This is a genomic window from Pseudomonas sp. NFX5 (genome assembly GCF_049132125.1).
GTDB classification, from domain to species: Bacteria; Pseudomonadota; Gammaproteobacteria; order Pseudomonadales; family Pseudomonadaceae; genus Aquipseudomonas; species Aquipseudomonas marginalis.
The window spans coordinates 122,833-135,942 of the sequence record NZ_JAFMZG010000021.1; the positions used below are offsets into that span (position 1 = coordinate 122,833).

Annotated in this window: 15 protein-coding genes; 9 read left to right on the top strand and 6 right to left on the bottom strand. The window is 61.8% G+C overall.

Annotation, left to right across the window (positions count from 1 at the left end):
- The first annotated feature begins 18 nt into the window (after positions 1-18).
- The 5 genes from J1N02_RS13690 to J1N02_RS13710 all read left to right on the top strand — a co-directional run bounded on the left by J1N02_RS13690 (position 19) and on the right by J1N02_RS13710 (position 4,732).
- Positions 19-345 (top strand): DOPA 4,5-dioxygenase family protein, encoded by a 327-nt coding sequence (locus tag J1N02_RS13690; protein ID WP_027608141.1) that lies wholly within the window; start codon positions 19-21, stop codon positions 343-345.
- Positions 346-522: 177 nt separating this feature from the next.
- Positions 523-1,488: a 2-dehydro-3-deoxygalactonokinase gene (locus J1N02_RS13695; protein WP_098480664.1), complete on the top strand. Its 966-nt coding sequence runs from the start codon at positions 523-525 to the stop codon at positions 1,486-1,488.
- A 1-nt stretch (position 1,489) separates the two neighbouring features.
- Positions 1,490-2,110: a 2-dehydro-3-deoxy-6-phosphogalactonate aldolase gene (locus tag J1N02_RS13700; RefSeq protein WP_098480663.1), complete on the top strand. Its 621-nt coding sequence runs from the start codon at positions 1,490-1,492 to the stop codon at positions 2,108-2,110.
- Between the two features lie 47 nt (positions 2,111-2,157).
- Positions 2,158-3,306 (top strand): galactonate dehydratase, encoded by a 1,149-nt coding sequence (gene dgoD, locus J1N02_RS13705; protein ID WP_003170741.1) that lies wholly within the window; start codon positions 2,158-2,160, stop codon positions 3,304-3,306.
- A 115-nt stretch (positions 3,307-3,421) separates the two neighbouring features.
- On the top strand, positions 3,422-4,732 hold the full coding sequence (locus J1N02_RS13710) for an MFS transporter (protein ID WP_027608138.1): 1,311 nt from the start codon (positions 3,422-3,424) through the stop codon (positions 4,730-4,732).
- 36 nt (positions 4,733-4,768) lie between these two features.
- Here the strand turns inward: J1N02_RS13710 and J1N02_RS13715 are convergent, their stop codons facing one another.
- The 4 genes from J1N02_RS13715 to trpB form a co-directional block, all read right to left on the bottom strand.
- Positions 4,769-6,421 carry an FAD-binding protein gene (locus tag J1N02_RS13715; protein ID WP_421147414.1) on the bottom strand — a complete coding sequence of 551 codons (1,653 nt, stop codon included), beginning with the start codon at positions 6,419-6,421 and terminating at the stop codon, positions 4,769-4,771.
- 163 nt (positions 6,422-6,584) lie between these two features.
- On the bottom strand, positions 6,585-7,025 hold the full coding sequence (locus J1N02_RS13720) for an anti-virulence regulator CigR family protein (RefSeq protein ID WP_027608136.1): 441 nt from the start codon (positions 7,023-7,025) through the stop codon (positions 6,585-6,587).
- 135 nt (positions 7,026-7,160) lie between these two features.
- Positions 7,161-7,970 carry a tryptophan synthase subunit alpha gene (gene trpA, locus J1N02_RS13725; RefSeq protein WP_065926830.1) on the bottom strand — a complete coding sequence of 270 codons (810 nt, stop codon included), beginning with the start codon at positions 7,968-7,970 and terminating at the stop codon, positions 7,161-7,163.
- The gene (gene trpB / locus J1N02_RS13730; RefSeq protein ID WP_108573541.1) at positions 7,971-9,197 is read right to left on the bottom strand and encodes a tryptophan synthase subunit beta; all 1,227 of its coding nucleotides are present in this window, start codon (positions 9,195-9,197) and stop codon (positions 7,971-7,973) included.
- A 111-nt stretch (positions 9,198-9,308) separates the two neighbouring features.
- Between trpB and J1N02_RS13735 the strand changes: the two genes are divergently transcribed.
- A complete protein-coding gene (locus J1N02_RS13735) occupies positions 9,309-10,205 on the top strand; it encodes a LysR family transcriptional regulator (protein WP_108573543.1) in 897 nt (298 codons plus the stop codon).
- A gap of 8 nt (positions 10,206-10,213) precedes the next feature.
- On the opposite strand, the gene J1N02_RS13740 is transcribed toward J1N02_RS13735, so the two are convergent.
- Positions 10,214-10,540: a DUF883 family protein gene (locus tag J1N02_RS13740; protein WP_003170746.1), complete on the bottom strand. Its 327-nt coding sequence runs from the start codon at positions 10,538-10,540 to the stop codon at positions 10,214-10,216.
- Between the two features lie 156 nt (positions 10,541-10,696).
- Between J1N02_RS13740 and J1N02_RS13745 the strand changes: the two genes are divergently transcribed.
- The gene (locus J1N02_RS13745; RefSeq protein ID WP_027608132.1) at positions 10,697-10,912 is read left to right on the top strand and encodes a dodecin; all 216 of its coding nucleotides are present in this window, start codon (positions 10,697-10,699) and stop codon (positions 10,910-10,912) included.
- Positions 10,913-11,027: 115 nt separating this feature from the next.
- On the top strand, positions 11,028-11,252 hold the full coding sequence (locus J1N02_RS13750; protein WP_005783407.1) for a DUF1161 domain-containing protein: 225 nt from the start codon (positions 11,028-11,030) through the stop codon (positions 11,250-11,252).
- 91 nt (positions 11,253-11,343) lie between these two features.
- Here the strand turns inward: J1N02_RS13750 and J1N02_RS13755 are convergent, their stop codons facing one another.
- A complete protein-coding gene (locus J1N02_RS13755) occupies positions 11,344-12,345 on the bottom strand; it encodes an LLM class flavin-dependent oxidoreductase (RefSeq protein ID WP_021491416.1) in 1,002 nt (333 codons plus the stop codon).
- 215 nt (positions 12,346-12,560) lie between these two features.
- Between J1N02_RS13755 and J1N02_RS13760 the strand changes: the two genes are divergently transcribed.
- Entirely contained in the window at positions 12,561-12,992 is a 432-nt protein-coding gene (locus J1N02_RS13760) for an OsmC family protein (protein WP_027608131.1), read from the top strand.
- Positions 12,993-13,110 lie beyond the last annotated feature (118 nt).

A 13,110-nucleotide genomic window follows, 5' to 3' on the forward strand; every position in this document is an offset into this window, starting at 1 on the left:
TTGGATCCGGAGTCCGTCATGCAACGTATCAAGGGCTACCACGCCCATATCTACTTTGACGCCAGCACCATCGACCAGGCGCGCACCCTATGTGAAGACGGCGCGAAACTGTTCCCGCTGCGCATGGGCCGTGTGCATGAACGGCCCGTAGGCCCGCACCCGGACTGGAGCTGCCAGCTGGCGTTCGATGCCGAATACATTGGCGTGGTGCTGCCGTGGCTGGCGCTGCATCGCAATGGGCTGGTGGTGTTCCTGCACCCCGAAACCGGCGATGAGCTGAAGGATCACACCGATCACGCGATTTGGATGGGTGCGATGCGCGAGCTGGATCTGTCGGTTTTTTAACCTGTCTTTATCAGATAAAACCCGCTTCTTCCCGCAGTAAAAGGCGAGGAAGTTGTAGGATTTGTCTTGTTTCGTCCCGATATATGGGACTGTTATTTATATATTGAGATATTGCCGGCCATAGGTTTATATTCGCCCATCTGCTTTTTTCAGCACCCACTCATTTCAGGTGAAGCGATGCAGGCGCAATTGATCGCGCTCGATTGGGGGACCAGCTCCCTTCGTGCTTATAAACTCGGGCCCGCAGGCGTCGTGCTGGAACAGCGCTCGCTGGCGTCGGGCATCATGCATTTGCCCAGTGAGCCCCGGGACATCGGCGGTGTGCACTGCAGCGATGGCTTCGAGTTGGCGTTCGATGCGGCATGCGGCGACTGGCTCGAGGCCCAACCCCATCTTCCAGTGATCGCCTGCGGCATGGTCGGCAGCGCCCAGGGCTGGAGCGAGGCGGCATATCGCAATACGCCGGTCGACGTCGCCAGCCTGGGCCAGGCGTTGCACACGGTGCGCAGCTTGCGCGGCGTCGATGTGCATATCGTGCCCGGCGTGATCGAGCAGGTGGGTTTGCCCAATGTGATGCGCGGTGAAGAAACCCAGGTGCTGGGTGTGCTGCAAAGCCTCTCGGCCAACGGTGAAATGTTGATCGGCCTGCCCGGCAGCCATTCCAAATGGGTCGAGGTGGTGGAAGGTTGCATCACCCACTTCGATACCTTCATGACCGGTGAACTGTTCGCGGTGCTGAGCAAGCACAGCCTGCTGGGACGTACGCAAAAGGTATCCGCGCAGTTCCAGGCCGAGGCTTTCGACCGCGGCGTTCAAGTGGCGCTGTCGAAAGAGGGTCAGCGCGGCGTGCTGTCGACCCTGTTCAGTGCGCGCACCCTTGGGCTGACTGCCGAACTTACCCCTGAGCAGCAACCCGATTACCTGTCCGGCCTGCTGATCGGCCATGAACTGGCCGGTCTGCCAGCCAGTGCAAGGCTCGTCCCCATCATCCTGGTGGGCGCCGGCCCGCTTTGCGTGCGCTACCAACGCGCCCTCGCCCTCTGCGGTTTCGCCCACGTCAGCCTGGCGCAGGAAGCGACCGAGCGCGGCCTGTGGCAACTGGCAGTGGCCGCCGGGCTCACTCAACCTGCAACGGAGGCCTGACATGCTCAAGCAAGCACTGGCACAAAACGGTTTGATCGCGATCCTGCGTGGCGTGCGCCCGGACGAAGCCCAGGCGGTCGGCCAGGTGCTGTACGACGCCGGGTTTCGCGTGATCGAAGTCCCGCTCAATTCGCCGGACCCTTACACCAGCATCCGCACCCTGCGCGACAGCCTGCCCGCCGATTGCCTGATCGGCGCCGGTACGGTGTTGACGCCTGCGCAGGTCGAGCAAGTGAAAGCCGCCGGTGGCCAAGTAGTTGTCATGCCCCATAGCGATGCCAAGGTCTTGCGCGCCGCGAAAGCCGCTGGCCTGTACCTGTCGCCGGGTGTGGCCACGCCCACCGAAGCGTTCGCCGCGCTGGACGAAGGCGCCGACGTGTTGAAGCTGTTCCCGGCCGAGCAAATGGGCCCTTCTGTGATCAAGGCGTGGCTGGCGGTATTGCCGGCAGGCACGTTGCTGCTGCCGGTGGGCGGCATTACCCCGGACAACATGCAGGTGTTTATCGACGCCGGCGCCAAGGGGTTCGGGCTGGGTTCCGGGTTGTTCAAACCGGGTATGACAGTGGATCAGGTAGCGAGCCGCGCCCAGGCTTATGTCGCCGCCTGGAAAGCCCTGAGCTGAGATCAAGTTCCGCGCCCCTGGCGCTGCATCTATAAGAGAGATAACAGATGAAAATCACCAAACTGACGACCTTTATCGTCCCGCCGCGCTGGTGCTTCCTCAAGGTCGAGACCGACCAGGGCGTGACCGGCTGGGGTGAGCCCGTAGTCGAAGGCCGCGCTCACACCGTGGCTGCGGCGGTCGAGGAACTGTCCGATTACCTGATCGGCAAGGACCCACGCAATATCGAAGATATCTGGACCGTGCTCTACCGCGGCGGCTTCTACCGTGGCGGCGCCGTGCACATGAGCGCCCTCGCCGGCATCGACCAGGCGCTGTGGGACATCAAGGGCAAGGCCCTGGGCGTATCGGTCAGCGATCTGTTGGGTGGCCAGGTACGCGACAAGATCCGCGTGTACTCCTGGATCGGTGGCGACCGCCCGGCCGACACCGCCCGCGCCGCCAAAGAGGCCGTAGCCCGTGGCTTTACCGCGGTGAAAATGAACGGCACCGAAGAGTTGCAGTTCGTCGACAGCTTCGAAAAAGTCGACCTGGCCCTGGCCAACGTCGCGGCCGTGCGCGATGCGGTCGGCCCTAACGTCGGCATCGGCGTCGACTTCCATGGCCGTGTGCACAAGCCCATGGCCAAGGTGCTGATGAAAGAACTCGACCCGTACAAACTGATGTTTATCGAAGAGCCGGTGCTCAGCGAAAACTACGAAGCCCTCAAGGAACTGGCGCCCCTGACCAGCACCCCGATTGCCCTGGGCGAGCGCCTGTTCTCGCGCTGGGACTTCAAGCGCGTGCTCAGCGAAGGCTACGTCGACATCATCCAGCCGGACGCTTCCCATGCGGGCGGTATCACCGAAACCCGCAAGATCGCCAACATGGCCGAAGCCTACGACGTGGCCCTGGCCCTGCACTGCCCGCTGGGCCCGATTGCGTTGGCGGCGTGCCTGCAACTGGATGCGGTTTGCTACAACGCGTTTATCCAGGAGCAAAGCCTGGGCATTCACTACAACGAGAGCAACGACCTGCTCGACTACGTGCGCGACCCGGGCGTATTCGACTATGACCAGGGCTTTGTGAAGATCCCCAACGGGCCGGGCCTGGGCATCGAGATTAATGAGGAATACGTGATCGAACGCGCAGCCATCGGCCACCGCTGGCGCAACCCGATCTGGCGCCACGCCGACGGCAGCTTTGCCGAGTGGTGATGTCTGCCTGAAAGAACACGGTCAGACATGTGGGAGAGGGCTTGCCCCCTCCCACATGTTGATCCGGTTTCTGCAGAAGTCCCTTCCTCAACAAATATAAGAAGAGGCACCTACCATGCAACCTGAATCCTTGAGCGGGCAGGCTTCTTTAGTCACGCCTACCCGAAAGCGCTACTTCATCATGGTGCTGCTGTTTATCACCGTGGTGATCAACTACCTCGACCGCAGCAACCTGTCGATTGCCGCCCCGGCGCTGACCAGCGAACTGGGTATCGACCCGGTACATGTCGGGCTGATTTTCTCCGCGTTCGGCTGGACGTACGCCGCCATGCAGATCCCCGGCGGCTGGCTGGTGGACCGGGTGCCGCCGCGTATCCTCTACACCGCCGCCCTGTTGCTGTGGTCCATCGCCACCGTGATGCTCGGTTTTGCCGCCAGCTTCATTGCGCTGTTTGTGCTACGCATGGCGGTGGGTGCCCTGGAAGCACCGGCTTACCCCATCAACAGTCGCGTGGTCACCAGCTGGTTCCCCGAGCGTGAGCGCGCCACGGCCATTGGCTTCTACACCTCCGGGCAGTTTGTCGGGCTGGCGTTCCTGACGCCGGTCCTGGCTTGGTTGCAGCACCATTACGGCTGGCACATGGTGTTTGTCGTGACCGGTGGCGTGGGCATTCTGTGGGCGGCGATCTGGTATGCCCTGTATCGCGAGCCTCGGGACTTCAAAGGCGTCAACGCCGCTGAAATCGAGTTGATCCGCGAAGGTGGCGGGCTGGTGGACTTGAGCGCACAAGCGAGCAAGAGCAAGGCGCCCTTCAGTTGGGTCGACCTGGGCATTGTCCTGAGCAAGCGCAAGTTGTGGGGTATCTACCTGGGGCAGTTCTGCCTGAACTCCACGTTGTGGTTCTTCCTGACCTGGTTCCCGACCTACCTGGTGAAATACCGCGGCATGGACTTCATCAAGTCCGGCATGCTCGCGTCACTGCCCTTCCTCGCGGCTTTCGTCGGCGTGTTGTGTTCGGGGTTGTTTTCCGACTGGCTGATCCGCCGTGGCGCTTCGGTGGGGTTTGCCCGCAAGTTGCCGATCATCAGCGGCCTGTTGATCTCGACGGCGATCATTGGCGCCAACTTCGTCGAATCGACACCGTTGGTCATCGCCTTCCTCGCCCTGGCGTTCTTCGGTAATGGCCTGGCCTCGATCACCTGGTCGCTGGTCTCGACCCTTGCCCCGGCACGTCTGCTGGGACTGACCGGCGGGGTGTTCAACTTCATCGGCAACCTGGCGGCGATTGCCACGCCGATCGTCATCGGTTTCCTGGCCAGCGGCGATTCGTTTGCCCCGGCGATCACTTACATCGCCGTGCTGGCGCTGTTGGGCGCACTCTCCTATGTGCTGCTGGTGGGCAAGGTCGAGCGGATCGAGCTGTAAACAGTGGGCGGCCTGCGGGCCGCCCGTTGGCCGGGCTCAGGGCACCGACATTTCATTACGGAACACATTCAACGGATCCCAGCGTTGCTTGGTTCGGCGCAGGCGGTTCTCGATGATCGTGTTGGGGAAGAAAATTCCATACCACAGAGGGTTCCTGGGGTTCGCGGGATTGCCACCGAGGTGGGTCATGTCCAGGTCGGGGTAGTTGATGTAGCAGCCCTCGAACTCCGGGTCATTGGGAACGCCGTTGGTGAATGCAGCGTAATAGAGGCCGCGGATCCAGTCGGCATGGGCGCGGTCGATGGCGTCATCGTCGGCGTGCCAGTAACACTGCGGTTGCCATTTGAGGTACGAGGAGCGTTGCGCGGCTGACGTCTGCGCCAGGATCGGGCCGTCCATCTGGTTGATGCGCCCGCCGAACGACTGGATCTGGATCAGGCTTTGGGTCAGGTATTGCTCGGCGTCCGGCAAGGTCAGCGTCGTCCAGATCGCGTCCAGCACGCGCTGTGTAAACCCGCCTTTCTGATACGCCGATTTATACCGCCCGCGCTGATTGTCGCCGGAACCGTTGAGCGATTGGGTGGCGTACAACCAGTCCAAACGCCTGGCGGCCTCATGGGCACTCTGCAGGGAGTCGACCCAGCGGCCCTTTTGCCCGCCACGTGGCTGATGCACGACGTGGAACGGCAGGAGCGACTCCGTCGCACCGACACCCACCGCGGCCTGCATGCTGCTGACAAAGTCGTCGAAAGGCGCCAGGTCATCGAGCTTCCCGTCCTTGTCGACGTAGTGGATGCCCAGGGTCACGTTGCCGGTATTGAGGTGGCGCATCTCCAGTTTGGTGGCCAGGCCCCAGGTTGCCGGGTCGGCCTGATGATCCACGAACCAGTTTTGATAGGCGTGCAGCAAACGTTCGAGGGCGGCGCGTGAGAGGTCTGACCAGTCCCATTCCAATGGCAGCCAGAGCACTTCCTCCGGGGCTGGCGGCAGCGTCTTGAAATAGTAACTGGTGATGATGCCGAACTGCCCGCCACCGGCGCCGCAACAGGCGGCGAACAGGTCCAGCTCATCGGTGTCGAGGCTGTTACGGGACACATGGACAGGTTCAAGACCCGGGCCGGGTCCATTGGCGACCAGCAGGTCGACGCCGTCCAGCCAGTCGCAGACCAGCCCGTATTTACGCGATAACAACCCATAGCCGCCGCCGCAGATATGCCCGCCCAGTCCCACCGAATAGCAGGATCCACTGGGCAGCGCCTTACCTGCCAATTTGTACAGCGCGACGCTGGTGTCCCAGTTCTGGCAGCCGGGCTCCAGGCGGAATGCATAGCGATGGGGCGAAGCGGGTACCAGCACTGAGCTGATCAGGCCGTTGGGGTCGTAGGCCAATTGGTTCATCTGGCCGATGTCCAGGATCGACAACACCTCGCCTGGCGCATCCGGCATCTTGTTAGAGACAAATCCTTCATAGCAATGCCCGCCGCTGCGCACCGTGATACGGCCATTGGGCACAGCCAGGGCCTGGGCGGCTGCGTCGATGATGTCTTGTGGGTTGTGGCAGAGGTAGATCTGGCTGGCGCCGTTGGGTGAAGACTCGCCCTGGACGTTGCCCAATGGCCAGCGCAGGTTGAAACCCTTTTGCAACGTGGAATGACGACGGTCCGAGGGGGTGATGAGATCAAATGCCATGATGGACTCCTGGGAGACGATAATGACTTCTGATGCAGCTAACTTAACGACCGGCAACGCAAGAAGGCGTGACTTGCAGAGGTGGTTAGACGGCAATAGGCACGAAGTGTGTTGAGGGGGGGGTATTCCCCCTCAAGCCTAGCCTATATGGAAAAAGCCCGGATCAGTTCAGCACGCCGTCCAGAATTTCATAGACGATACCGGTACCCACCGCGATCAACACCACATCCGGCCCCGAACGGCGCCACTCATAACCCGGGTACACCGGCAGGCGCGCCAGCGCACGGTTGTCCAGGCGCTCGCCGTAGTAGCCGCGCGGCAGGGGTTGGCCGCGCACCAGGCGCACATTCGGCGGCGGCGGTGCGCCACGGGAGAACTGGCCGTGGTTGTCGTGAATGATCTGGCGTACCGGGCCGAAGTCCTGGGGCGGGCCGCCGCGACGGTTGTCCTGCGGGCCGCGATGGTCGTCGCCACGTTGCTCGTGCTGGCCTTGCGGGCCGCCACGGTCGTCACCCCGCTGGTCAGGCGGCGCGGCTTGCACCAGGGCGCTGGCGCCAAGCACCAGCACACCAAGACCTGCAATCACGGATTTAGGCATTTTCATCGGGTATTCCTCAGGGCACACATACAAAAAAGGGATCTCGAACGCGGTTCGAAATCCCTTGGTCTTGCTGTTTAGGCCGTGATTGCGCGCGTTGATTCCTCTGTATCAGGAACTTTACCTCTGGCTACATGGCGCTTACTTACGGGCGTTGCGCACACCTTCCGACAGTGCCGCGCACAGGCTCAATACGCCATCGATTGCTTGTTGATCGTTACTGGCATTGGCGATGTGATCGATCAGGGCCGAGCCCACCACCACGCCATCGGCCAGGCGCGCGATGGCGGCCGCCTGTTCCGGTGTGCGGATACCAAAACCGATGCTGATCGGCAGGTCGGTATGCCGACGCAGGCGGGTCACGGCTTCCTCGACGTGTTCCAGGGTCGCAGCGCCAGCACCGGTCACACCGGCCACGGATACGTAGTACACAAACCCGGAACTGCCGTTGAGCACGGTCGGCAGGCGCACGTCATCGGTGGTCGGCGTGGTCAGGCGGATAAAGTCGATACCTGCGGCCTGGGCCGGGTCGCACAGCTCGCCGTTATGCTCGGGCGGCATGTCGACCACGATCAGGCCGTCGACGCCGGCCTCTTTGGCGTCAGCGATGAACTTAGGCACACCGTATTTGTGGATCGGGTTGAAGTAGCCCATCAACACCAGTGGGGTATCGTTGTTGTCCTTGCGGAACTCACGCACCATCTGCAGGGTTTTCAGCAGGTTCTGCTTGGCTTCCAGCGCGCGGATGTTGGCCAGTTGGATGGCCGGGCCGTCGGCCATCGGGTCGGTGAAGGGCATGCCCAACTCGATCACATCGGCGCCCGCAGCGGGCAAGCCCTTGAGGATCGCCAGCGAGGTGTCATAACCCGGGTCGCCGGCCGTGACGAAGGTCACCAGGGCGGCGCGGTTTTGTTCCTTGAGTTGCGCAAAGCGGGTTTGCAGGCGGCTCATTTAGTGTTTCTCCTGCTGAGACTGATCCATGTGGTGCATCACGGTCTGCATGTCTTTGTCGCCACGGCCGGACAGGTTGACCACCATCAGGTGATCCTTCGGCAGGGTCGGTGCGCGCTTGAACACTTCGGCCAGGGCATGGGCGCTTTCCAGGGCAGGAATGATCCCTTCCAGGCGGCAGCATTTGTGGAAGGCATCCAGGGCTTCATCGTCAGTCACCGAGGTGTACTGGACACGGCCGATATCGTGCAACCAGGCGTGTTCCGGGCCGATGCCTGGGTAGTCGAGGCCGGCGGAAATCGAGTGGGCGTCGATGATCTGGCCGTCGTCGTCCTGCAGCAGGAAGGTACGGTTGCCGTGCAGCACGCCCGGTACGCCGCCGTTGAGGCTGGCGGCGTGCTTGCCGGTCTCGATGCCGTGGCCGGCCGCTTCAACGCCGATGATCTCGACGCTGGTGTCGTCCAGGAACGGGTGGAACAGGCCCATGGCGTTGGAGCCGCCGCCGATGCATGCCACCAGGCTGTCCGGCAGGCGGCCTTCCTGGGCTTGCAGCTGGGTGCGGGTTTCCTTGCCGATCACAGCCTGGAAGTCGCGCACCATCGCCGGGTACGGGTGCGGGCCGGCCACGGTGCCGATCAGGTAGAAGGTGTCGTCGACGTTGGTCACCCAGTCGCGCAGGGCTTCGTTCATGGCGTCCTTGAGGGTGCCGGTGCCGGCGACCACCGGGATCACTTCAGCGCCCAAAAGCTTCATGCGGAACACGTTGGCCTGCTGGCGCTCGATGTCGGTGGTGCCCATGTAGATCACGCACTGCAGGCCGAAACGCGCGGCCACGGTGGCCGTGGCTACGCCGTGCATACCGGCGCCGGTCTCGGCGATGATGCGTTTCTTGCCCATGCGCCGCGCCAGCAGGATCTGGCCGATGCAGTTGTTGATCTTGTGCGCGCCGGTGTGGTTCAGCTCTTCGCGCTTGAGGTAGATCTTGGCGCCGCCGCAGAACTCGGTTAGGCGCTCGGCGAAATACAGCGGGCTGGGGCGGCCGACGTAGTCGCGCTGGAAGTAGGCCAATTCTTCGTTGAACGCCGGATCGATCTTGGCCGCTTCGTATTCGCGGGCCAGGTCGAGGATCAACGGCATCAGGGTTTCGGCGACGTAGCGGCCGCCGAACGCGCCAAACAGGCCGTTGGCGTCAGGGCCGTTGCGCAGATCGGTCTGGGACTGAGTCATGGGACGCTCCAGGTAGGAATTCTGTATGGGAAGCAATGACGGCCACTCTACCCCTCACATCCGGCGCTGAAAACCGATAAGATCGCTGCAACCTGTCAGGAAAACTCACAGATGAGCCGCGACCTCCCGCCCCTCAATGCCCTGCGCGCATTTGAAGCCACTGCCCGCCTCAACAGCGTCAGCCAGGCTGCCGAGCAATTACACGTGACCCACGGTGCGGTCAGCCGTCAGTTGAAAGTGCTGGAGGAGCATTTGGGTGTCAGCCTGTTCATCAAGGACGGGCGCGGCCTTAAACTCACAGATGCAGGTGTGCGGTTGCGAGATGCCAGCGCCGAGGCGTTCGAGCGCTTGCGGGACGTGTGCGCCGAACTCACCCAGGCCAGCGCCGACGCACCTTTCGTGCTCGGCTGCTCAGGCAGTCTGCTGGCGCGCTGGTTGATCCCGCGCCTGGGCCGCTTGAATGCCGACCTGCCGGACCTGCGCCTGCACCTGTCGGCAGGCGACGGCGACCTCGACCCTCGACGCCCCGGCCTCGACGCCCTGCTGGTCTTCGCCGAACCGCCGTGGCCGGCGGATATGCAGGTGTATGAGCTGGCGAGCGAGCGTATCGGCCCGGTGATGAGCCCGCGTTTTGCCGGCTATGAGCGCCTGCGCCAGGCGCCGCCGCACGCCTTGTGTGGCGAAGCTTTATTGCACACCACGTCCCGTCCGCAAGCCTGGCCCAGTTGGGCGCAACGGCACGGCATCGAGCCCGGCGCGTTGAAACACGGCCAGGGTTTTGAGCATTTGTATTATTTGCTGGAGGCGGCGGTTGCAGGGTTGGGTGTGGCGATTGCGCCAAAACCGCTGGTAGCAGAGGACCTGCGCGCAGGTCGCCTGGTGGCGCCGTGGGGTTTCAGTGAAACCCCGGCGCACCTGGCGTTGTGGCTACCCAAGCGCGCCGCAGACGGGCGCGCGGGTCAGTTGGCGCACTGGCTCAAGGCTGAGCTGGCGCGCCAGCCTGTGTAGCCGGTCAATCAGTCACCGCGTTTGCACAGCAGGTAAGCGGCCAGCAGGCCCAGTGCGCCAACGGCGACGCCGGCGGTGGTCCATGGGTGCTCTTGTGCGTAATCCCGGGTAGCAACACCGGTTTCGCGGATTTTGACTTTGCTTTCTTCGTAGGCATCGCTGATCAGGTGACGGGAATGCTTGAGGGCATTCTCGGCATTGCTTTTCAGGGCCTTCAGGGTTTTGCGCGACTCATCCGACGCATCGTCCTTGAGGCTCTCAAGGGACTTGAGCAGGCTCGAAATCTCGGCTTCCATGCTTTCCAGCGACGCTTTGCGTAAAGAAGTGTTGGCCATGTGGATTCTCCTGAAGTGATTGAGTGGCGTGTGTAGATACCGACTCCAGCGTTTTCAGAAAGTGCAGTAAATCTGAACTTTCGGGTAGGAACCGTCGCCAGAAGCAGTATGAACAATGACTGCTAGGCTTTATTGACGACCCTCAGGAGAAACACCATGTCTGATCATCACACCTACAAGAAAGTCGAATTGGTAGGTTCATCCACCACCAGCATCGAAGACGCAATCAACAATGCCCTGGCCGAAGCCAACAAGAGCATCAAGCACTTGGAGTGGTTTGAGGTGACGGAGACCCGTGGTCATATCAAGGATGGCAAGGTTGCCCACTACCAGGTCACGCTCAAGGTGGGGTTCCGAATTGCCAGTAGTTGATCGCGTCGGTTGAACTTGCCGGCTGGCCGATTGCCATAACCTGCGCTACAAACAATGGGTGCCGATGCCTGCAGCCTCGGCACGCTCGTTTCAATCAGCGCAAGGAAAGTGACGGATGAAGAAGTTCCTGTTAGCGGTAGGTTTGTTGAGCATTGCGGGCACGGCCCTGGCGGCGGGCAAGCCTTGTGAAGAGCTGAAAAGTGAAATTGCAGCGAAAATCGACGCCAAGGGCGCTTCGGGTTATTCGCTGGAAGTCGTGGATAAAGGCGCCTCGACCGACGCTAAAGTGGTTGGCACCTGTGAAGGTGGTACCAAGGAAATCGTCTACAAGCGCGGTTAATCCCGTGTGGCAGGCTTGAAGCCGACGCACCTGTGGCTAGGGAGCAAGCTCCCTAGCCACAGGTGCGTCGGTTTTTTTTTCGCCTGGGGGGTTAGCCCTTCATCAACTGCGCCAGCAGCTCGTAGGAATGAATCCGATCGGCGTGCTCGTACAGGTCGCAGGTGAAGATCAATTCATCGGCGCCGGTCTGTTCGATCAGCACTTCCAGCTTGGCGCGGATCTTAGCCGGGCTGCCCACCATTGCCAGTCCGAGGAAACTGCCGACGGCGTCTTTTTCATGGGGCAGCCACAGGCCGTCCATGGTTTTCACGGGGGGGCGCTGGACCAGGCTTTGCCCGCGCATCAAGGCAAGGATGCGCTGGTACACCGAGGTGGCCAGGTAGTCGGCCTGTTCATCGGTGTCGGCGGCAACCAAGGGAATGCCGAGCATCACGTAAGGCTTGTCCAGCACGGCCGAGGGCTTGAAGTGGTTGCGGTACACGCGAATCGCCTCGTGCATCAAACGCGGTGCGAAATGGGAGGCGAAGGCGTAGGGCAAACCGCGTTCGCCCGCCAGTTGCGCGCTGAACAGGCTGGAACCCAGCAGCCATACCGGTACGTTGGTGCCGGTGCCGGGCACCGCAATCACCCGTTGGTCCGGTGTGCGTGGGCCGAGGTAGGCCATCAGTTCGGCCACGTCTTCCGGGAAGTCATCCGCACTGCCGGAGCGTTCACGGCGCAGGGCGCGGGCGGTCATCTGGTCGGAGCCGGGCGCGCGGCCCAGGCCCAGGTCGATACGCCCTGGGTAGAGGCTTTCCAGGGTGCCGAACTGCTCTGCGATCACCAGCGGTGCATGGTTGGGCAGCATCACGCCGCCGGAGCCGACGCGAATCGTCGAGGTACCGCCGGCCAGGTAGCCCAGCAATACCGAGGTGGCCGAGCTGGCGATGCCATCCATATTGTGGTGTTCCGCCACCCAGAAACGGTTGTAGCCGAACTTTTCCACATGCTGGGCCAAATCCAGGGAATTGCGCAGCGACTGCGCCGGGCTGCCGTTGGCGCGCACCGGCACCAGGTCGAGGGTCGAAAACTTTACGTCGGACAGCGATTTCATAAGCCTGCTTCTCCAATGGGGGCGCAGGCTTCCTAGACGAACCAAAACCTGCCGCTTCATGTGCATGCTCTATGCAATGAGGGCATATACCCGAGATTCAATAGCGGCAATGAAATTTCCTACTTAATCGCTAGGTTTCTCTTACAACTGAACTTTGCCGGCGCGTCTATCCTCAGAACCTTACCGACGCAAAACCACCGTTCGAGGAGAAAGCTATGAGTATCGTTAAAAAGGCATCCGCGCATTGGGAAGGTGATCTGAAGACTGGCCTGGGCTCCATTTCCACCGAAACCGGCGTGCTGCGCGAAGCGCCCTACGGCTTCAAGGCCCGTTTCGAAGGCGGCAAGGGTACCAATCCTGAAGAACTGATTGGCGCGGCCCACGCCGGCTGTTTCTCCATGGCCTTTTCCATGATTCTCGGCGACGCCGGGCTCAAGGCTGACAGCATCGACACCCAGGCCGAAGTGACCCTGGACCAGGTCGATGGCGGCTTCGCGATCACCGCCGTGCACTTGGTGCTCAAGGCCAAGATCCCGGGTGCCAGCCAGGCGCAGTTCGATGAATTGAGCAAGAAGGCCAAGGAAGGGTGCCCGGTGTCCAAGGTGCTGAATGCGAAGATCAGCCTGGATGCCACGCTGGTCAGCTGACACCGCAGGTCCACTGTGGGAGGGGGCCAGCCCCCTCCCACATTTTGTTCTGCGTTAAATCAGAACTCGTGTTTCCCGAATGTGGTCCTATAGCCTATGCAGCCTTAGGCGCACACCC

Coding starts and splice junctions, on each gene's coding strand:
- J1N02_RS13690 (WP_027608141.1), top strand. CDS start 19: ATGCAACGTATCAAGGGCTACCACGCCCATATCTACTTTGACGCCAGC.
- J1N02_RS13695 (WP_098480664.1), top strand. CDS start 523: ATGCAGGCGCAATTGATCGCGCTCGATTGGGGGACCAGCTCCCTTCGT.
- J1N02_RS13700 (WP_098480663.1), top strand. CDS start 1,490: ATGCTCAAGCAAGCACTGGCACAAAACGGTTTGATCGCGATCCTGCGT.
- dgoD (WP_003170741.1), top strand. CDS start 2,158: ATGAAAATCACCAAACTGACGACCTTTATCGTCCCGCCGCGCTGGTGC.
- J1N02_RS13710 (WP_027608138.1), top strand. CDS start 3,422: ATGCAACCTGAATCCTTGAGCGGGCAGGCTTCTTTAGTCACGCCTACC.
- J1N02_RS13715 (WP_421147414.1), bottom strand. CDS start 6,421: ATGGCATTTGATCTCATCACCCCCTCGGACCGTCGTCATTCCACGTTG.
- J1N02_RS13720 (WP_027608136.1), bottom strand. CDS start 7,025: ATGAAAATGCCTAAATCCGTGATTGCAGGTCTTGGTGTGCTGGTGCTT.
- trpA (WP_065926830.1), bottom strand. CDS start 7,970: ATGAGCCGCCTGCAAACCCGCTTTGCGCAACTCAAGGAACAAAACCGC.
- trpB (WP_108573541.1), bottom strand. CDS start 9,197: ATGACTCAGTCCCAGACCGATCTGCGCAACGGCCCTGACGCCAACGGC.
- J1N02_RS13735 (WP_108573543.1), top strand. CDS start 9,309: ATGAGCCGCGACCTCCCGCCCCTCAATGCCCTGCGCGCATTTGAAGCC.
- J1N02_RS13740 (WP_003170746.1), bottom strand. CDS start 10,540: ATGGCCAACACTTCTTTACGCAAAGCGTCGCTGGAAAGCATGGAAGCC.
- J1N02_RS13745 (WP_027608132.1), top strand. CDS start 10,697: ATGTCTGATCATCACACCTACAAGAAAGTCGAATTGGTAGGTTCATCC.
- J1N02_RS13750 (WP_005783407.1), top strand. CDS start 11,028: ATGAAGAAGTTCCTGTTAGCGGTAGGTTTGTTGAGCATTGCGGGCACG.
- J1N02_RS13755 (WP_021491416.1), bottom strand. CDS start 12,345: ATGAAATCGCTGTCCGACGTAAAGTTTTCGACCCTCGACCTGGTGCCG.
- J1N02_RS13760 (WP_027608131.1), top strand. CDS start 12,561: ATGAGTATCGTTAAAAAGGCATCCGCGCATTGGGAAGGTGATCTGAAG.